16 protein-coding genes and 1 pseudogene are annotated in these 19832 nt (G+C 34.8%); 10 read left to right on the top strand and 7 right to left on the bottom strand.

Annotation, left to right across the window (positions count from 1 at the left end):
- The first annotated feature begins 752 nt into the window (after positions 1-752).
- The 4 genes from thrS to rplT all read left to right on the top strand — a co-directional run bounded on the left by thrS (position 753) and on the right by rplT (position 4142).
- Positions 753-2699 (top strand): threonine--tRNA ligase, encoded by a 1947-nt coding sequence (gene thrS, locus BUB89_RS17585; protein WP_073247518.1) that lies wholly within the window; start codon positions 753-755, stop codon positions 2697-2699.
- Between the two features lie 16 nt (positions 2700-2715).
- Positions 2716-3273: a translation initiation factor IF-3 gene (infC, locus tag BUB89_RS17580; protein WP_373862918.1), complete on the top strand. Its 558-nt coding sequence runs from the start codon at positions 2716-2718 to the stop codon at positions 3271-3273.
- Between the two features lie 153 nt (positions 3274-3426).
- Positions 3427-3624, top strand: a complete 198-nt coding sequence (rpmI, locus tag BUB89_RS17575; RefSeq protein WP_007810722.1) for a 50S ribosomal protein L35 — start codon at positions 3427-3429, stop codon at positions 3622-3624.
- A gap of 173 nt (positions 3625-3797) precedes the next feature.
- Entirely contained in the window at positions 3798-4142 is a 345-nt protein-coding gene (gene rplT, locus BUB89_RS17570; RefSeq protein WP_035633036.1) for a 50S ribosomal protein L20, read from the top strand.
- Between the two features lie 94 nt (positions 4143-4236).
- On the opposite strand, the gene BUB89_RS17565 is transcribed toward rplT, so the two are convergent.
- The 7 genes from BUB89_RS17565 to tgt form a co-directional block, all read right to left on the bottom strand.
- Complete coding sequence (locus BUB89_RS17565) at positions 4237-5499, bottom strand: asparagine synthetase B (RefSeq protein ID WP_073247516.1); 1263 nt, start codon at positions 5497-5499, stop codon at positions 4237-4239.
- A 33-nt stretch (positions 5500-5532) separates the two neighbouring features.
- Positions 5533-7077 (bottom strand): replicative DNA helicase, encoded by a 1545-nt coding sequence (gene dnaB, locus BUB89_RS17560; RefSeq protein ID WP_073247515.1) that lies wholly within the window; start codon positions 7075-7077, stop codon positions 5533-5535.
- 143 nt (positions 7078-7220) lie between these two features.
- Positions 7221-8174 (bottom strand): acetyl-CoA carboxylase carboxyltransferase subunit alpha, encoded by a 954-nt coding sequence (locus BUB89_RS17555; RefSeq protein ID WP_073247513.1) that lies wholly within the window; start codon positions 8172-8174, stop codon positions 7221-7223.
- Between the two features lie 195 nt (positions 8175-8369).
- Positions 8370-10304, bottom strand: coding sequence for an LTA synthase family protein (locus BUB89_RS17550; RefSeq protein ID WP_073247511.1), 1935 nt, complete (start codon positions 10302-10304; stop codon positions 8370-8372).
- Positions 10305-10467: 163 nt separating this feature from the next.
- Positions 10468-11358, bottom strand: a complete 891-nt coding sequence (locus BUB89_RS17545) for a DMT family transporter (RefSeq protein ID WP_073247509.1) — start codon at positions 11356-11358, stop codon at positions 10468-10470.
- Entirely contained in the window at positions 11345-12433 is a 1089-nt protein-coding gene (locus tag BUB89_RS17540) for an LptF/LptG family permease (protein ID WP_073247507.1), read from the bottom strand. The genes BUB89_RS17545 and BUB89_RS17540 overlap by 14 nt, the downstream gene beginning before the upstream one ends.
- A 73-nt stretch (positions 12434-12506) precedes the next feature.
- On the bottom strand, positions 12507-13637 hold the full coding sequence (gene tgt, locus BUB89_RS17535) for a tRNA guanosine(34) transglycosylase Tgt (RefSeq protein ID WP_073247519.1): 1131 nt from the start codon (positions 13635-13637) through the stop codon (positions 12507-12509).
- 451 nt (positions 13638-14088) lie between these two features.
- On the opposite strand from tgt, the gene BUB89_RS17530 reads away from it, so the two are divergent.
- The 6 genes and pseudogenes from BUB89_RS17530 to BUB89_RS18290 all read left to right on the top strand — a co-directional run.
- Positions 14089-15651: a protein adenylyltransferase SelO gene (locus BUB89_RS17530; RefSeq protein ID WP_073247505.1), complete on the top strand. Its 1563-nt coding sequence runs from the start codon at positions 14089-14091 to the stop codon at positions 15649-15651.
- A gap of 169 nt (positions 15652-15820) precedes the next feature.
- Positions 15821-16426: a DUF6705 family protein gene (locus BUB89_RS17525; RefSeq protein WP_073247504.1), complete on the top strand. Its 606-nt coding sequence runs from the start codon at positions 15821-15823 to the stop codon at positions 16424-16426.
- Positions 16427-16522: 96 nt separating this feature from the next.
- Positions 16523-17083 (top strand): RBBP9/YdeN family alpha/beta hydrolase, encoded by a 561-nt coding sequence (locus tag BUB89_RS17520; RefSeq protein WP_073247502.1) that lies wholly within the window; start codon positions 16523-16525, stop codon positions 17081-17083.
- Between the two features lie 99 nt (positions 17084-17182).
- Entirely contained in the window at positions 17183-17752 is a 570-nt protein-coding gene (locus BUB89_RS17515) for a serine protease (protein WP_073247500.1), read from the top strand.
- Positions 17753-17761: 9 nt separating this feature from the next.
- Positions 17762-19279 carry a flotillin family protein gene (locus tag BUB89_RS17510; protein WP_073247498.1) on the top strand — a complete coding sequence of 506 codons (1518 nt, stop codon included), beginning with the start codon at positions 17762-17764 and terminating at the stop codon, positions 19277-19279.
- A gap of 459 nt (positions 19280-19738) precedes the next feature.
- Positions 19739-19832 (top strand): annotated as a pseudogene (locus tag BUB89_RS18290) (transketolase); the annotation flags it as partial.

Here is a 19832-nt window from a genome sequence, read left to right as displayed (position 1 = left end):
AATATGTCTAGGAACGTGTCTTTTTGTTTTGCGCTTGTTTCTCAAAGCGGGTGCAAAAGTACAAATCTTTTCTTTACTGGCAAGAAAAATTTAAAGTTTTTTTTATTCTTCTCTCAAAGCTTAAATCTTAATTTCTCTTGTCGGTATTTCAAATAACTTGCGCGTTTTACGGGGTGCAAATGTAACATCTGTTTTTAAATCTCACAAACTTTTTTAAACCTTTTTTAGAAAATAATTTTTCTATTTAATTTAAAGTGTTTGTCAGTTTTTAAAAGAACGTCTGCGTTGTTGCGGGTGCAAAAGTAGTCACTCTATACCGTTAAACAATACTTTTCTACCACTTATTTTTAAACTATTTTTTAATACTCTGAAAATCTGATAATTATTTTTTGATGTTTTTGCATTTTGTAAGATTTTTGAGTTTTAATTGAGGGGTTTCGCAGAGATGCACTGAGAAAACATGGAGACTCGCAAAAGGTTTTTTAGATATAATTACCTTTATAATACAGAGTAGAGAATTGTAATTTTCCCTGAAACTCCAACTCCCTAGCCCCGATAGTAGCGGCATCCTCTTGTTTCGTCCCTAAGACGAGACAAGAGATATAGCGGATAGCGGGAAAGAGCTACTGAAAAACTATACCTATATATAAAGGCAAAATTTCATTGTATCTAAATACATCAAAACAACCTCTATATATATTGTGTGTATTTTTCTAATACTCTATATTTGCATTCTCAAAATTAAACTAACAATGATTAAGATTACTTTGCCCGATGGGTCAGTTAGAGAGTTTGCGCCAGGCGTAACTCCGATGGAGGTTGCTAAAAGCATTAGTGAAGGATTTGCAAGAAACGTGATTTCTGCATCTTTTAATGGTACAACAATAGAAACCGAAACTTCATTGACGACCGACGGCAGTCTTATTTTATATACATGGAATGATGCAGAAGGGAAAAAAGCTTTCTGGCATTCAACTTCACACGTGATGGCGCAAGCTCTGGAGGAATTATATCCGGGGATTAAATTAACTCTTGGACCTGCAATTGCTAATGGATTCTATTACGATGTTGATTTTGAAGATCAGAAAATTGTGGAAGCTGATTTCAAAAAGATAGAAGATCGGGTTTTAGAAATTTCCAGAGAGAAGCACGAATTCAAAATGCGTCCGGTTAGCAAAGCCGATGCATTAGAAATGTACAAAGACAACGTTTATAAAACTGAATTGATTTCGAATCTTGAAGATGGAACAATCACTTTTTGTGATCATGCTACATTTACTGATTTATGCAGAGGTGGACATATTCCGAATACCGGAATCATTAAAGCTTTTAAAATCATGAGTGTTGCCGGTGCTTACTGGAGAGGTGATGAGAAAAATAAACAACTAACACGTGTTTACGGAACTTCTTTCCCTAAACAAAAAGACTTAACTGAATACCTTTTACTTCTTGAAGAAGCAAAACGTCGTGATCACCGTAAACTTGGAAAAGAATTAGAATTGTTTGCTTTTTCTCAAAAAGTAGGCCAAGGTTTGCCTTTATGGCTACCAAAAGGCGCTGCTTTAAGAGACAGATTAGAGCAATTTTTGAAAAAAGCTCAGAAAAAAGCTGGTTACGAGCAGGTTGTTACTCCACATATAGGACAAAAAGAATTATATGTAACTTCCGGTCATTATGCAAAATACGGTGCTGACAGTTTTCAGCCGATAAATACTCCTGCAGAAGGCGAGGAATTTTTATTAAAACCAATGAACTGTCCTCATCACTGTGAAATCTATAATGTAAGACCTTGGTCCTACAAAGATCTACCAAAGCGCTATGCTGAATTTGGAACAGTTTACAGATACGAACAATCAGGAGAATTACATGGCTTAACTCGCGTAAGAGGGTTTACTCAGGATGATGCTCACATTTTTTGTACTCCGGAGCAATTAGACGAAGAATTCAAAAAAGTAATTGATCTTGTACTTTACGTATTTGGTTCGTTAGGCTTTGAAAACTTCACCGCTCAAATTTCGTTAAGAGATCAGGAAAACAGAGAGAAATACATTGGTTCTGATGAAAACTGGGAGAAAGCCGAAAATGCAATTATTAACGCCGCTGCCGACAAAGGCTTAAATACTGTTGTTGAATATGGTGAAGCAGCCTTTTACGGACCAAAATTAGATTTCATGGTCAAAGATGCTTTAGGCAGACAATGGCAACTAGGAACCATTCAGGTAGATTACAACCTACCGGAACGTTTTGACTTAACTTACAAAGGCTCAGATAATGAACTGCACAGACCAGTGATGATTCACAGAGCTCCTTTTGGGTCAATGGAACGTTTTATAGCCATTTTGCTAGAGCATACAGCAGGAAATTTCCCTCTTTGGTTAATGCCAGAACAGGTTATTATCTTGTCTTTGAGCGAGAAATATGAAATTTATGCTAAAAAAGTTTTAGATTTGCTAGAAAATCACGAAATTCGCGGGCTAATTGACAACCGAAACGAAACAATTGGTAAGAAAATTAGGGACGCAGAGATGCAAAAAATCCCATTTATGCTGATTGTAGGCGAGGAAGAGGAGAAAAATGGAAGCATTTCAATCCGTCGTCATGGTCAGGAAGGAAAAGGAAATATTACCGTTACAATTGAAGAATTTGTTGCAATTGTGAACGAAGAAATAAATAAAACATTAAAAGTATTTACAGTTTAACTTAAATTTTAAAGTCATAGCAATAAGAAGTAACAGAGGTTATCAACCTCGCGTAGAAAAAAAAGATGCCCATAGAATCAATAATAACATTCGTGGTCTGCAAGAAGTACGACTTGTAGGGGAAAACATAGAGCCTGGAGTTTTTAAACTTTCAGAAGCTTTAAGATTAGCTGATGAATTCGAATTAGATTTAGTTGAGATTTCTCCTAATGCTGATCCTCCGGTTTGTAAAATTATGGATTATAAGAAATTTGTATACGAACAAAAAAAGCGTGACAAAATTCTTAAAGCCAAATCTACACAGGTAACTGTTAAGGAAATCCGTTTTGGTCCTCAGACAGATGAGCATGATTATGAATTTAAAAGAAAGAATGCTGAAAAATTCTTAAAAGAAGGAGCTAAATTAAAAGCATTTGTATTCTTTAAAGGTCGTTCTATTATTTATAAAGATCAGGGTCAAATTTTATTATTAAGATTGGCTACCGATTTAGAAGAATTTGGTAAAGTTGAAGCAATGCCGGTTCTTGAAGGAAAGAGAATGATTATGTTCATTGCTCCAAAAAAGAAAAAATAATCCTCCCCCAACCCCTCCGAAGGAGGGGAGAAGAAACCTTCGTTAAGATATTCAAGGGAGAATAAAATATCACTTTTCAGCTTCCTCCCCTTCGGGGAGAGCTGAGGAAGGAAAAAATAAGTAAGTAAGAATAAATTAAAACACTAGGAAAAAATGCCTAAAATGAAAACCAAATCTAGCGCCAAGAAACGTTTTAAAGTTACTGGTTCTGGAAAGATTAAAAGAAAACATGCTTTTAAAAGTCACATCCTGACTAAAAAATCTAAGAAACGTAAATTAGCTTTGACTCACTCAGCGCTAGTTCACTCTACAGATATGAAAAGCATCAAACAACAATTAAGAATTATATAATTGTTAATCGTTAAAGGTTATTGGTTATAAGTGGCAACACTTCTAACTTCTAACTTCTAACTTCTAACTATTTATTCTTTAGGTTAAAAAAAATTAAATTATAACCTTGGAGTATGGCCATAAGTTCCCTTGATTAAATTCGGGACGCCTGCTACAAAAAAAACAATAAAATTATGCCAAGATCGGTAAATTCAGTTGCAAAAAGAGCAAGAAGAAAAAAAATAATGAAGCAAGCCAAAGGTTTCTTTGGAAGACGTAAAAACGTTTGGACAGTTGCAAAGAATGCGGTAGAAAAAGCAATGTGCTATGCATACCGCGACAGAAAAGTGAACAAAAGAAATTTCCGTGCTTTATGGATTCAGCGTATCAACGCTGGAGCTCGCTTAGAAGGAATGTCTTATTCACAATTCATGGGAAAAGTAAAAGCTAACGGAATCGAATTGAACAGAAAAGTTCTTGCAGATTTAGCTATGAACCACCCTGAAGCTTTCAAAGCTGTACTTAATAAAGTAAAATAAACGTTTTATCAACTCAATTTAGGATTACTTACTTACATAGAAAAAGCCTCAATCATCTGATTGAGGCTTTTTACTTTATATCAACTCTTATTCATTAAGTTTTCTGTTTCTTCTTTCTGGCAGCAGGAAACAAAACATTGTTTAAAATTAATCGGTATCCGGGTGAATTAGGGTGTAAATCTAATACCGTAGGAGCATCCCCTACTTTATGCTGGTAATCTTCAGGATCATGACCTCCATAAAAACTAAACATTCCTTTTCCTTTTTGTCCATGAATATATCTTGCTTCTCCATTGAGCTCACAAGTACCTAAAACCAGAATATTAGATTTAACCAATTTAGCATCAAAAGCTGTAGTTTGCCCCATAAATCCTTTTACAAGTTGGGTATGATTTTGACAAAGCATAGAAGGAATTGGATCCCATTTAGCCGAAAATTCCATCAGCGTAAAATAATCCTTCTCCATAGGAACATTCCTCTTTTCGGTCATATCTAAATCTGAAAACTCATATTTTTCAGGACTGCGTTCTAAGACAAAATCTTTAAATGCAAAAGAATTGCTATAATTAAGTCTGGATTGATAATTAGCGTCACTTGCATCGCCATCAAACATGGGTTCACAAATATCTACTCCATCAGCTGATAAAGCAATATCAAAACTATCCGTTGCAGAACACATAGCAAACATAAATCCGCCGCCAATAACAAAATCTCTAATTTTCCCTGCAACAGCTCCTTTTTCCTGAGAAACTTTAGCATAACCTAATTGGGCAGCCAGATTTTCGGCCTCTTTTTTTTGCTCTATATACCAGGGTACATTTCGATAGGAACTATAAAATTTACCATATTGTCCGGTAAAATCTTCATGATGCAAATGCAGCCAATCGTAAAGAACCAGTTGATCACTTAAAACTTCTTCATCATAAATAGCGGTAAAAGGAATCTCAGCATACGTTAAAACTAAGGTTACCGCATCATCCCAAGGCTGTTTTCCTTTTGGAGTATAAACAGCAATTTTGGGTGCTTTTTCGAGAATTACATTTTCCATATTTTGCGATGGACTTGCAATTTCGTTTAAAATGGTCTGCTGTTCCGAATCAGAAAGAATTTCGAAACTGACACCTCTAATCTGGCATTCTTTTCTGATTTCAGTTGCATCTGGCAATAAAAAAGAACCTCCGCGATAATTAAGCAACCAGCTTGCTTTGTACTTTTTATCTAAACACCAATAGGTAATTCCATAAGCCTTCAAATGGTTTTGCTGCGAAGTATCATCCATTGGCAACAAAATAAAAGAGGCCTTGGCTGAAAAAGAAATCAGAATAACAATAAGCGAAACTACATTTTTGAAAACCATTGCACTGTTTTATTTCAAATATAGTTCTTTCTGTTAAAACGGCATATCATCATCGTCATCATCATTCAGATTGCTTCCGAAAGCTTCGTGAGGAGAAGGCAGATTCTTAGTGATAAAAGAATTATCATCCTGGTTCATCGACGAAGGTAAATCATCATCATAACCACTACCGTAATCATCTAAATTATCAAACTTACCTAAATGTCCTAAGAATTTTAAACGCACGTTTTCAATTCCACCGTTACGGTGTTTTGCAATCATAATTTCGGCTTGTCCTGCTGTAGGAGCTGCTTCATCATCATCCCATTCATCAATCTTATAATATTCAGGACGGTATAAAAACGATACAATATCAGCATCCTGCTCAATCGCTCCAGATTCACGAAGATCAGAAAGCAAAGGTCGCTTACTGGATCCACGAGTCTCCACAGCACGTGATAGCTGAGAAAGTGCAATAACCGGAACATTCAGTTCTTTAGCCAGTGCTTTTAAGTTTCTGGAAATGGTCGAGATTTCCTGTTCACGGTTCCCACCGCCTTTTCCGTTTCCACCAGCAGTCATTAACTGCAAATAATCGATAATAATAATCTTGATATTGTGCTGTGACACCAGACGTCTGGCTTTAGCACGTAAATCAAAAATAGAAAGCGATGGCGTATCATCTATATACAAAGGTGCTTTTTCTAAGTCTTTAACCTTCGTACTCAACATCGTCCATTCATGAGGTTCTAATTTTCCGGTACGGAGTTTTTCCGAAGACAAACCTGTTTCTGATGAAATCAAACGGGTAATTAATTGCACTGATGCCATCTCCAGCGAGAACAATGCTACTGCATGTCCATAATCAATTGCCATATTTCTGGCCATAGACAATACAAATGCTGTTTTTCCCATTGCAGGACGTGCCGCAATGATGATTAAATCACTGGGTTGCCATCCTGAAGTAAGTTTATCTAAATTAGTAAAACCGGTTTCAACACCACTTAAACCTTCCTGTTTACTAATTTCTTCAATACGTTTTTTAGCTTGTAATACTAAACTTTGTGCTGTTTCGGAGCTACGTTTAATATTTCCCTGAGTCACTTCGTAAAGTTTGGACTCGGCTTTGTCTAATAAATCAAAAACATCCGTGGTCTCATCATAGGATTCTTCGATAATTTCAGAAGAAATTCGAATTAAACTTCTTTGGATAAATTTTTGAAGAATAATTCTGGAGTGAAATTCAATATGTGCCGAAGAAGATATTTTTTGTGTAAGCTGAATCAGATAAAAATCACCTCCGGCTACATCTAATTTCCCATTCTTTTTTAACTGAGCTGAAACTGTCAACAAATCGATAGGTTGTGTTTCAGTAAACAACTGAACAATTGCCTCAAAAATATGTTTATGGGATTCCTTATAAAATGCGTCAGGCTGAAGGATATCAATTACATCATCAACCCCTTTTTTATCAATCATCATTGCCCCCAGTACAGCTTCCTCTAATTCAATTACCTGAGGAGGCAACTTGCCTTTTTCCAGATTTATAATTGTTGTTTTATCCACCTTTACAGGCTTAACATTCTTGAAATTTTCCATACTACGAAAGTAACATAAATTTTAAAAAAAATACAGTTTAGTTATTACATCTCTATGTTTATAACTCCGTCTTTTTTGTTTATAACCAAAAAAAATCCGTCTCGTTTACAAACGAGACGGATTAATAGTATCAAATGGAATTATTATTCTTTGAATTCTCCCATTTTAGTGTATTTGTCCATTCTCTGAGCAATAAGATCTTCTGTTGATAAAACTTTCAACTCATTGTATCCTTTTAAGATATACTCTTCAACTGTTCTAAAAGTAGTTTCTCTGTCATAATGAGCACCTCCTAAAGGTTCAGGAATAATGTCATCTACAAGATTTTGTTTTTTCATATCAGCAGAAGTTAGTTTCAAAGCATCTGCTGCTCTTTCTTTATATTCCCAGCTTTTCCATAAAATAGAAGAACAGGATTCAGGTGAAATAACCGAATACCATGTATTCTCTAACATATAAACACGGTCTCCTACTCCAATTCCTAATGCTCCACCGGAAGCACCTTCACCAACAATAATGGTAATAATAGGCACTTGAAGTAAAACCATTTCATAAATATTTCTGGCAATGGCTTCTCCCTGTCCGCGTTCTTCGGCTTCTAAGCCCGGATAAGCTCCCGGAGTATCGATTAAGGTAACAACAGGAATTCCAAATTTTTCTGCCATTTTCATCAATCGTAAAGCTTTACGGTAACCTTCAGGATTTGCCATCCCAAAGTTTCTGTACTGACGTGTTTTAGTATTGTATCCTTTTTGCTGACCAATAATCATAAAAGATTGCCCGCCTATTTTACCTAAACCACCTATCATGGCTTTATCATCTTTAAAACCTCTGTCTCCGTGAAGTTCTAAGAAAGTATCTCCGCAAAGTCCTCTAACGTGATCTAAAGTATAAGGTCTGCTTGGGTGTCTTGATAATTGTACACGTTGCCATGCAGTAAGGTTTTCATAGATGCTCTTCTTAGTTTCAATCAGTTTTTCATTAATTTGTGTACAGGTAGATGTGACATCAACTTCTGACTCCTGTCCAATTACCTGACATTTTTCTAACTGATCTTCTAGTTCTTTTATTGGAAGCTCAAAATCTAAATATTCCATAGGACTTGTGCGTTATTATTTTATTTGGAAGTGCAAATATAAAATATTAAATCATTTACACCCGCTTATTTTTTATTTTAGTAGTAGTTGACAAAGATACAATCTATCTCATACTTTTTCACAAAACAGATGCAAAACCTCATTTGACTGAAATTCAACACCTATACCTTCCTTATTTATCAAGAAACAACTGTTCTATTGTATAGTTGCTAATCTTTTATCGATTACTCTCTCCATATAATCCTGAATAAAAGCTTTACACTTTAATTCGAGAGCATTCATCTCCGCATTTCTTTTCCCTATCAGATTATTTTTCAATTCCTTATCTTCTTTATCATAAAAACCAAGCACTTTTTTTCCATCAAAAGTGCAAATATAATTTCCTTTTGAAAATTGGTAAACACTACCTGTAGAATTAATTACAAAGGGTTCAACTGAAGTTTTATCAAACAAACTCTTACCCCAGCTTCTAAAAGGCTTTGGATACCCAATAAGATCTAAAATTGTAGGATAAATATCAATTTGCTGCGCTAAATCATTATCAACGCCTACCAGCTTACTATTAGGTTTATAAATCATAATCGGAATTGCAAAACGATTTACTGTCTTTTTATATTCATCATAATACGGTTTATTACAATGATCGGCAACAAAAACAAAAATGGTATTAGAAAACCAGGGCTCCTTTTTAGCTTCATCAAAAAAACGTTTCAGAGCAAAATCAGTATATTCCACACATTTGTGTATGGGCATTTCTCCTTCACGAAATTTATTTTTATATTTTTCCGGAAGAAGAAATGGTTCATGAGAAGAAAGCGTAAATGCAGTAGCAAAAAACGGTGTTTTCTTTTTATCTAAAGTGCGCTTCATATATTGAAGAAAAGGCTCATCCCAAATACCCCAATAACCATCAAATTGAGAATCATCATTAAACTCCGTTCTTCCATAATAATTATCAATACCCAGAATTTTTCCGAAACCTAAAAAACCCATAGAACCATTTACAGCACCATGAAAAAAGGAAGTATTGTATCCTTGTCCTTCTAAAACAGAAACCAGAGATTCTATTTTCTGTTTTGGATAAGGTGAAGATGTAAATGCATCTTTAAAGGAAGGAATTCCGGCCAGAATGGACGACATTGCATGAACCGACTGTCTTCCATTTGCGTAAGCATTAGTATAAATCATACTGTGCTGCGACAAGGAATCTAAAAAAGAAACATGACTTTTATAATTAGGTATTTTAACATTTTTATTGAATGTTCCCATGTACTCCCGGCTGAAACTCTCTAAAATCATTATTACCACATTAGGTTTAGTTACCGGATTATTATGGTACTGTTTTATAGGCACTACCTCCTTTAAAATTACCTGCGGGTTAATATCTTTAAAATTAGGTTTCGAAAAATGATTGCTAAATAAAGTTCTGATTAATGCAAAAGGAGTATTCAAAACAATATCAACATGTGCTATATTTTTCACATGGGTATTAGCATCCATAAGATTAATAGGCTGTGTTTTTTTCTCATACTGCCCTCCGCGAATTCCCAAAACAGTAAACAAACCTATAAACATAAATCCCACTGTAGAAAAACCAAAATAATATCTTTTTTTGGTAGGCACAAAACCCTTAACGGTTACTTTTTTATACAAATAAATCCAAAGTGCCGAAAACAGCAGAAACAAAACCCAAACGTGCCAATAGGTCAATAAAAAATCCCAAAATAAAGTAGCTTTATTAGTTTCATTTTCTAAAACACTTACAAAAGCTATCGTTGTTCTCGCAAATGTAAATTTGTAATAAATAAAATCTATAAAATTAGTGGAGTACGCCAGGAGATTTGTTCCAAAATAAAGGTAAAAAAGAAACTTCTGAAAGCCCTGATTGGTATTCTTAAAAACAGGTAAAATCGAAAGAGCAATAAACAAAATGTTTACATATAAAATGGCTGAAGTATCAAAGATTAAACCATAAAAACAAAGTGGCAGAAAATCCATAATTGAATTAACTTCCAGCAAATCCATATTATAAATATAAAAGAGTACCCGTGAAATAAAGTAAAAAAGATAAGCAAGCAAAAGTCTGTATAATAAGACTTTATACTCGTTCAAGCGTAAGTGTTGTTGCATTTTTTTGGAGTTGAGTAAAATCGTGCAAATATAAAACAAATAATTGCTTATGTTAACTAAATGTAAAACAATTAACCTCTTGTGTTAACAAATTGATTTTAAAAAACATAAGCGCTACAAAGCATCAAGAGATAAACCTTTCCAATTTTTAGAATAGCTCAATTTAGTTTTCAGTTTTTAAAGTACGTTGGTGCTTTAAAATCCCATTTAGAATGACCGTTATAATAATGATAAAGGCTCCTATATAGAAGGAAGGACTCATTTTTTCTTTTTCGCCAATAATAAAATAAGCCAGAACAATTCCGTAAACGGGTTCGAGATTAGTAGTTAGCATTACGGTATAAGGACTTAACTTTTCCATAACTTTTACCGAAGCTGTAAAAGCATAAGCGGTACAAACAGATGATAAAATAAATAATAAAATCCAATTGTTTTTAGCCACAGTGAAAAAATCCAGTGTGAATTTATTTTGAATAATAAAATAACCCGATATAAAAAATATTCCGGCAATAAACTCATAAAAAGTAATGACTGCCGAATCATGTTTCTGAATTAATTTCCCATTAAACAAGGTAAATAAAACACCCAATACTATGGCTGCAAAAGCAAATAGCATTCCCTCAAAATAAGCTATTTCTACCTGCATAATAATTGCCAGTGCAATGACAATAATCAATCCAAAGAACACTTCGTACCACAGTACTTTCCGCCCGTAAAATAAAGGTTCCAGTAAAGAAGCCAAAAATGCTCCCAATGAAAAAACCGAAAGTGTAATAGAAACATTTGATACATGAATGGCATGAAAGAAGAAAATCCAATGCAATGCAATTAGCAAACCTACCAAAGCTAGTTTAAGCAAGGAATCAAACGGGATACGAAAAGATTTTTTTGAAAACAAAATATAAATCCCCAAAAACAAAGAGGCCAAAAGCATTCGATACCAAACCATTACATCGGCAGCAATAGTAATCAATGCACCCAAAATGGCTGTAAATCCCCAAATAAATACAATTAAATGAAGATGGAGATAACTTTTAAGTCTATCGTTTGGCATTGCGCAATAAATATACAGCCAGAATTCCAAAAACAATATTGGAAAACCAAACAGCTACAAAAGGAGAAAAAGTAGATTTTTCGGCTAGAACACCAAAAATTTTATCAAAAAACACAAATCCAAAAGCGACTGCAATTCCTATAGTCAGGTTCATCCCCATTCCTCCTCTTCGCTTCATAGAAGAAACCGCAACCGCAATAATAGTCAGGATAAATGCCGAAACAGGAACACTGAACTTTTTATACAAAACAACCATGTAAGTGTTGATATTAGAAGAACCACGCTTTTTTTCCTTGTCAATAAAATCAATCAGTTCATTGAGTCGCAAGGTTTCTGCAATGTAAACAACAGGGGTTAAATCTTCCAGTTCAAATGTAAACTTCACATTCTTTTCAGGAAAAGATTCTATTTTATCGCCTAATTTACCCACTGTTCGTTTAGAATAATCATACAAGGTATAGGTACTGTCTTTTTCATTCCATCTAATCCTGCTGGCCGTAATTTTAGAAACCATTTTCTCTTTTTTAAATCGCTCCAGAGAAAAATTAAAAGCCATTTTTGAAGTTGGATTAAAATTACTCACATACAAAAACTCATGATCATTCAGTTGTCTGTAAACATCAGTATTATCACCCGTCATTTGCTCCTTTCCTCCCGATTTCAAATAAGTATAGCGAAAATTATTAAAACCTTCACTGGCTCTGGGAACAATATAAAAACCCATCAACAAAACCCCTACAGAAACTATTGCAGCTCCAATAATAAACGGTCGCAAAAAACGCGTAAAAGAGATTCCGGAACTTAAAATAGCAATAATTTCGGTGTTATTAGCCAACTTGGATGTAAACCAGATGATCGATAAAAACAGAAATATTGGAAATAAAGCATTCGCAAAATAAATTGTAAAATGATAGTAATAGGTCGCAATTTTTATAAACGGAACCTTGTTCTCAATCATTTTATTAATCTTCTCCGAAACATCAATTATAATCCCAATGGGAATAAACATCAACAACATAGCCCCAAAAGTGGCTAAATATCTTTTCAGGATGTACCTATCTAATATTGTTAACATATTCTGAAGTTAGAAGTTAGAAGTTAGAAGTTAGAAGTTAGAAAACTCCCAGCCCCAAGCTTCCAGCTTTGTTTTACAACCGTTGACTCATATTTTTAACCATCATTTCTTTCCATGATCTAAAATCTCCTGCAATAATATGTTTTCTGGCTTCGCGTACTAACCACATATAAAAACCAAGATTATGAATCGTAGCAATTTGCTTTCCTAAATATTCATTAGCAGCAAAAAGATGACGCAAATAAGCTTTTGAATACTCTGTATCTACAAATGTAATTCCCATTTCGTCAATTGGAGAAAAATCATCCTCCCATTTTTTATTCTTGATATTGATGGTTCCGTTAGCCGTAAACAACATTCCGTTTCTGGCATTACGCGTTGGCATCACACAATCAAACATATCAATTCCTAACGCAATATTTTCCAAAATATTAATTGGCGTTCCCACACCCATCAAATATCTGGGTTTGTCTTCCGGTAAAATTTCAGTAACTACCTCAGTCATGGCGTACATTTCCTCAGCCGGTTCTCCTACTGAAAGTCCGCCAATTGCATTTCCTACCTGGTTAGAATTCGCGATATATTCTGCCGATTGACGTCTTAAATCTTTATACGTACTTCCCTGAACAATAGGAAAAAAAGCCTGGTCATAACCATATTTCACCGGTACTTTATCCAAATGATTGATACAACGGTCTAACCAACGGTGGGTCATGTGCATGGATCGCTGTGCGTATCTGTAATCACATGGATAAGGCGTACATTCGTCAAAAGCCATGATAATATCAGCCCCAATAGTACGCTGAATTTCCATGACACTTTCCGGTGAAAAAAAGTGGTACGAACCATCAATATGCGATTTAAACTTTACTCCTTCTTCCTTAATTTTTCGGTTATTCGAAAGTGAATACACCTGATAACCTCCAGAATCTGTCAAAATATTACGATCCCAGTTCATGAATTTATGCAAACCACCCGCTGCTTCTAAAATTTTAGTTTGCGGACGCAGGTACAAATGATACGTGTTTCCAAGAATAATATCAGGATTAATATCGTTTTTCAACTCTCTCTGATGTACCCCTTTTACCGAGGCAACAGTGCCTACCGGCATAAAAATAGGCGTTTCAATGACACCGTGATCTGTGGTAATGCTTCCCGCTCTGGCTTTAGAAAGTGGGTCTTTTTGTAATAAATCAAACTTCATATTAAGGTTTTCTCCCAAATTGTACTCCCGACTATTCGGGAGCGCAAAGATAGTTTAATTTAGAAAATCTTAGTCTGTTTTTAACAGCAAAGTAAGACTTCTAAAAAAGCTTTGGGCGTATCCCTGCTTCCACTGCGTTACATCAGGGTCGGGCTATCCGTTACAATCTTTTATTTCTCTCGTAAAAAACGAGAAAAATAAAAGGATTTCCACTGCTATCCCTTACGCAAAACAGCACCAAAACATTATTTTTTACAATTAAGGAATAAAACTGTTTAGCTTCCCAATTCTTATAGGAACTCATTTAAAAACACAAATAAATTCAGAAAAACTTATATGGCTTATATGGTTTAATAAATATTACTATTCCTTAAATTTCCTTAACTTCTTAATGGTTAAATCAAATTGCTTTTAATATTTGTAACTTTGTAATATCCCTAATTCAATTACAATGAAACTTAATATTCAAGATACTTTCAACAAACAATTACCCGCCGATCCTATTACAGAAAACTACGTAAGACAGGTCGAACATGCTTGTTTTTCATTTGTTACACCACAAAAAACAGCCAATCCTCAAATGCTGCACGTTTCACCGGAAATGCTTCAAAACTTAGGATTATCAGAAATTGATGTTCAATCAGATGAATTCAAAAATGTATTTACAGGAAACAAAGTTTTAGATAATACCCAACCGTATGCCATGTGTTATGGCGGTCATCAATTTGGAAACTGGGCAGGACAATTGGGCGATGGTCGTGCGATAAATTTAGCTGAAATCGTTCACAACAATCAGCGTTGGGCAATCCAACTCAAAGGTGCCGGAAAAACACCTTATTCCAGAACTGCCGATGGCTTAGCGGTTTTGCGTTCGTCCATTCGTGAATATTTATGCAGCGAAGCGATGTTTCATTTGGGCGTTCCTACTACAAGAGCTTTGTCTTTAGCCTTATCAGGTGATGAAGTTTTAAGAGACGTACTTTATAATGGCAATCCTGCTTACGAAAAAGGAGCTATTGTCAGCCGTATTGCACCCAGTTTTTTGCGTTTTGGAAATTACCAACTCTTAGCCGTTCGCAATGATATTACTACTTTAAAAACACTGGTTGATTATACCATTACGCATTTTTACCCGGAATTAGGAGCTCCTTCTAAAGAAAGTTACCTACAGTTTTTCAGTAAAGTAGCCCAAAACAGTCTGGAAATGGTCATTCACTGGCAACGTGTGGGTTTTGTACACGGAGTGATGAATACCGATAATATGTCAATCCTGGGATTAACCATAGATTACGGTCCTTATGGCTGGCTCGAAGGTTATGATTATGGCTGGACTCCCAATACTACCGACTCTCAGCACAAACGTTACCGCTACGGAAATCAACCTAATATAGTGCTTTGGAATTTGTACCAACTTGCCAATGCTTTGTATCCATTAATTGAAGAAACAGAAGGATTAGAAGCTGTTTTAACTGATTTTGGAACTGCTTTCGAAAGCAAATATTTGAATATGATGCGTGCTAAAATTGGACTTTCCACCGAAAACGAAAACGATCAAAATCTCATTCAGGAGTTAGAAAACAATTTACACCTAACCGAAACCGATATGACGATTTTCTTTAGAAACCTAAGTCGTTTTCAAAAAGAAAATCCTGAACAAGGCATTTCGATTATTCAGGATGCTTTCTATACATCAATCGAAGATTTCCCTAAAATAACCGAAGCCTGGACAAAATGGTTTGAAAAATACAGCCTTCGTTTACAATTAGAAAAAGAATCCAACACGGAACGTGCTGAAAAAATGAATACCATCAATCCTAAATATGTATTACGCAATTACATGGCACAACTCGCCATCGATGCTGCCGACAAAGGAGATTACAGTATGATTGATGAACTTTTCAACTTACTTAAAAACCCTTATTCTGAACAAGAAGACCAACAAAAATGGTTCGCTAAACGCCCTGATTGGGCAAGAAACAAGGTAGGTTGTTCTATGTTGTCTTGTAGTTCTTAATTTTCGATTACAAACTATTAAATATTAAAAGTACAGTTCTAGCTGTACTTTTTTATTTTGTAAGAAAAAGAGAAGTGTATTTTTATTAGATTTACTAAATTATTAAACTGACATTTGTATGTAATTATAAATTTTGGGCAGTCCATATTTTTAACGAGTAACCAAAATAATGAAAAAACACATCTATTTTTTACTATTATCTTTTGCAGCTTTGACCTCTACAGCACAAAGTCCAATCTATGATATTTCGGATATTCGAGAAGGTATTGAAGGATCATATTATAAAGATTTAAATAACAATCTAGATGGTTATGATGGTGCTTATTTATATACCGAACCTAATAACACTTCATTCAAAATTGTCCTGAAGAAAAAAGTATTATCCCTCAATTATTATTACGAAGATCTTATAGTAGGCGAATTTCAATTCATTAGAAACGGAATAGAAATCACTAACACGCTTGCCAATATTAATAACAAATATACCAATGAGAAAGTAAATCATACCATAACTGGTAACTTTATTCTAACAGGAACTACATGGGGTTGTCCAGATTGTTCTCCAACAGAAAAACGTTTAAGACTTAGCCTCATAGATCATAAGTCCCAAAATATTGTAGGACTTGACATTAGAAAAACTAAAGTAAATAATATTCCTGCTATTAAAGTACTTATTTTTGGAGAAGAGTATCATAGTACTCCAAATCCAGATGGTTCTCGATCAACAGATTCATATATGCTAGAACTTGGAGAGTATACAATGATTAAACAATAAACTTACTATACTCAATTCCTATGTTTTCATCAAATTCATAAACAGATATTCTTTCTAATTTGTATAGCTTTGTAGTATTCATACAGATTAGACAACATGCAACACACCATATTAATAGTTCCCGGCTTAGGCGATTCTACTGAAGGACATTGGCAGGACAACTGGTTACAACATTTTCCAAATACTAAAAAAGTAGTACAGGATAATTGGAACCAACCGCAATTAAAGGATTGGTTACACAATTTAGATACAACTATAAAAGCTATTGAAGCTCCCATTGTAATTGTGGCGCATAGTTTAGCTGTTTCTCTTGTAATGCATTGGTCGCAACAAAATGATACCAGCAAAATCGCCGGCGCTTTACTCGTTGCTCCCGCCGATGTGGAATCTCCTGAACATACACCGGAAGAAATCTGGAACTTTGCTCCTATTCCTTTAGATAAATTAAAATATCCGTCTGTTGTAATTAGCAGTGCTAATGATCCATATATTTCGATAGAAAGAGCTGAATTTTTAGCGGAAAAATGGGAAAGTGATTTTTACAATGTGGGCTTAAGAGGACATTTAAATCTCGCTTCACAATTAGGACTTTGGGAAGAAGGACAAGCGATTCTTGCCGTATTATTATCCAAATTAAATACAGCTGATAACTTTTAAAAAAAGTGTAAGAAAATTTTATTCCCCTTATCTTGCTTTAGTAAGTAAATTCATTATGTTTGTATAGCTTATAAAACCTAACCTCAAAAAGTTATACTTATGGAAATAATTGAAAATCTGGATCCGTTACTCAAAACCTTTTGGTACGTTGCTATCCCTTCAACACTGGTCTTTGCAGTTCAGGCTGTCATGACTTTTTTAGGCGTTGATTCAACTGACGGACTGCAAGCTGACTTTGACAGCAATCTGGAAGGTGGCGATACCACTTTTCAATTATTTTCTCTTCGAAATCTCATCAATTTTTTATTAGGATTTAGCTGGACCGGTATTTCATTTTACAATACCATCGATAATGCTGTAGCATTAATTGTTGTTTCTGCCCTCGTAGGCTGTTTATTTGTTTTCTTATTTTTTATAATTATCAAACAAGTTCAAAAATTGGAAGAAGACAATTCCTTCAAACTTCAAAATACACTCAACAAATCGGCTGAAGTCTATTTGACTATTCCCGAAAACAAAAAAGGAAAAGGAAAAATCATCATTAGTATTAATGGTGCTTTTCACGAACTGGAAGCCATGACGGAACACAGTGAGAAATTAATTTCCGGCAGCACTGTTAAAGTGGTAAAAATAGAAAACAACAATCTTATTATCGTACAACCCATTTAAATCCAACCCATGACACCAGTTTTAATTATTGCAGTTGCTGCAATTGTATTTTTTGTAAGTATCTCGGCTTTAATTTCCAGATACAAAAGATGTCCTTCAGACAAAATATTAGTAATTTACGGAAGAACAGGAGGAACTTCAGCAAAATGTGTCCACGGTGGCGGATCGTTTATCTGGCCCGTAATTCAGGATTATGCTTTTTTAGATTTAAAACCATTATCTATTGAAGCTAATTTAACCAATGCTTTAAGCAGACAAAACATTCGTGTGGATGTCCCTTGCCGATTTACAATTGCTATTTCGACCGAAGCGGAAAGCATGAATACAGCAGCTGAAAGATTGCTGGGATTAACATCAGAACAAATTCAGGAATTAGCAAAAGATATTTTATTTGGTCAATTACGTTTGGTAATTGCTACGATGACTATTGAAGAAATCAACTCTGACAGAGATAAGTTTTTAGATAATATTTCGAAAAATGTAGACAGTGAATTACGTAAAATTGGTCTGAAATTAATCAACGTAAACGTAACCGATATTAAAGATGAATCCGGTTACATCGAAGCTTTAGGAAAAGAAGCTGCCGCAAAAGCTATCAACGAAGCCAAAATTAGTGTTGCTGAGCAGGAAAAAATCGGGGAAACCGGAAAAGCTTTGGCAGACAGAGAAAAAGACACTCAAATTGCTGAAACGCACCGGGATCGTGACGTAAAAATTGCGATTACTCAAAAAGACCGTGAAATCAGTATTGCATCGGCTTCTAAAGACGAAGCTATTGGTAAAGCCGAAGCACAAAGAGACACCCGAGTAAAAACCTCCGAAGCCAATGCTATCGCTATCCAGGGAGAAAATGAGGCTAAAATTGCCATTGCTAACTCAGAAGCTTTGCGTAGAGAAAAAGAAGCTGAATCATTGCGTATTGCTATTACGGCTGAAAAAGTACAACAAGCGAAAGCATTAGAAGAATCTTATGTCGCTGAGCAAAAAGCAGAGACAGCTCGTTCAGAAAGAGAGCGTTCTACTCAAATTGCCAATATTGTAATTCCTGCCGAAATTGCAAAACAGCGTGCTATTATTGAAGCACAAGCCGATGCCGAAAGAATCAGAGAGAATGCTAAAGGAGAGGCTGACGCTATTTTTGCAAAAATGGAAGCCGAAGCAAACGGACTTTATGAAATCCTGACCAAACAAGCCGAAGGTTATAAGCAAGTAGTTGCCGCTGCCGGTGGAGACCCAACTCAGGCTTTCCAACTATTATTAATCGAAAAATTACCTGAATTAGTAAAAACTCAGGTAGAAGCAGTTAAAAATATCAAGATTGACAAAATCACTGTTTGGGATTCCGGAAACAATACTGATGGAAACGGTTCTACAGCTAATTTTGTTTCAGGAATGATGAAAACAGTGCCGCCCCTGAATGATTTATTTAATATGGCAGGTCTTAATTTACCCACTTATTTAAAAGGAGAAAATCAAATTGAAGCCCCTGCTTCCAATCCTGTAATACCTTCTGAACCAGAAAAATAAAATACTTACAGTTTATTTACAACACAAAAAGCCCTTAATTTTGGGCTTTTTTTATACAAATTATTCCCAATTTCACTTCACAACAAAGTAGTAATTGTTATTTTTACAACAATCCAGCACTAAATCGTTAAAATATCATTTTTCTTAGAAAGTAAATTTTATAAAAAAATTGTGAAGACAAACAGTAAAAACTCCAAATGAGCAGAAAAATTAAAAACAGCTAACTGAAGCAATAGATTCTATGAAATCACTAATAGCAATGCGTTGCTAAAATTCAATTCAAAAAAATTAGTGTTGATTTTACATTTATAAAATCTTTGTATTTTGTTTAAAGCAGAATCAAAAGTTCCTTTAGAGCACTCCTACGCATTGTAATTGCTGTCAAACAATTATAAAAATCATTTGTCTTACGGCAAAATAAAATTTACATTTGCAATCAGTTTAACTTTTACACTCAAAATGAAACCTAACACTCAACAATTAAACGATTTAATTATCCAAGTAAGAAGAGACATCCTTCGAATGGTACACGCTGTTAATTCAGGGCATCCGG

Origin of the sequence: Flavobacterium flevense, from assembly GCF_900142775.1 — a bacterium.
In the GTDB taxonomy this organism is placed as follows: domain Bacteria; phylum Bacteroidota; class Bacteroidia; order Flavobacteriales; family Flavobacteriaceae; genus Flavobacterium; species Flavobacterium flevense.
The sequence above is the reverse complement of the archived record's forward strand: the minus strand, read 5'-3'. Positions and strand labels throughout refer to the sequence as shown.

Bases quoted from the DNA above. Each gene is read 5' to 3' on its own strand.
- BUB89_RS17525 (WP_073247504.1), top strand. From the start codon at position 15,821: ATGAAAAAACACATCTATTTTTTACTATTATCTTTTGCAGCTTTGACC.
- BUB89_RS17530 (WP_073247505.1), top strand. From the start codon at position 14,089: ATGAAACTTAATATTCAAGATACTTTCAACAAACAATTACCCGCCGAT.
- tgt (WP_073247519.1), bottom strand. From the start codon at position 13,637: ATGAAGTTTGATTTATTACAAAAAGACCCACTTTCTAAAGCCAGAGCG.
- BUB89_RS17540 (WP_073247507.1), bottom strand. From the start codon at position 12,433: ATGTTAACAATATTAGATAGGTACATCCTGAAAAGATATTTAGCCACT.
- BUB89_RS17550 (WP_073247511.1), bottom strand. From the start codon at position 10,304: ATGCAACAACACTTACGCTTGAACGAGTATAAAGTCTTATTATACAGA.
- BUB89_RS17555 (WP_073247513.1), bottom strand. From the start codon at position 8,174: ATGGAATATTTAGATTTTGAGCTTCCAATAAAAGAACTAGAAGATCAG.
- BUB89_RS17565 (WP_073247516.1), bottom strand. From the start codon at position 5,499: ATGGTTTTCAAAAATGTAGTTTCGCTTATTGTTATTCTGATTTCTTTT.
- BUB89_RS17520 (WP_073247502.1), top strand. From the start codon at position 16,523: ATGCAACACACCATATTAATAGTTCCCGGCTTAGGCGATTCTACTGAA.
- thrS (WP_073247518.1), top strand. From the start codon at position 753: ATGATTAAGATTACTTTGCCCGATGGGTCAGTTAGAGAGTTTGCGCCA.
- BUB89_RS17510 (WP_073247498.1), top strand. From the start codon at position 17,762: ATGACACCAGTTTTAATTATTGCAGTTGCTGCAATTGTATTTTTTGTA.
- rpmI (WP_007810722.1), top strand. From the start codon at position 3,427: ATGCCTAAAATGAAAACCAAATCTAGCGCCAAGAAACGTTTTAAAGTT.
- BUB89_RS17515 (WP_073247500.1), top strand. From the start codon at position 17,183: ATGGAAATAATTGAAAATCTGGATCCGTTACTCAAAACCTTTTGGTAC.
- dnaB (WP_073247515.1), bottom strand. From the start codon at position 7,077: ATGGAAAATTTCAAGAATGTTAAGCCTGTAAAGGTGGATAAAACAACA.
- BUB89_RS17545 (WP_073247509.1), bottom strand. From the start codon at position 11,358: ATGCCAAACGATAGACTTAAAAGTTATCTCCATCTTCATTTAATTGTA.
- rplT (WP_035633036.1), top strand. From the start codon at position 3,798: ATGCCAAGATCGGTAAATTCAGTTGCAAAAAGAGCAAGAAGAAAAAAA.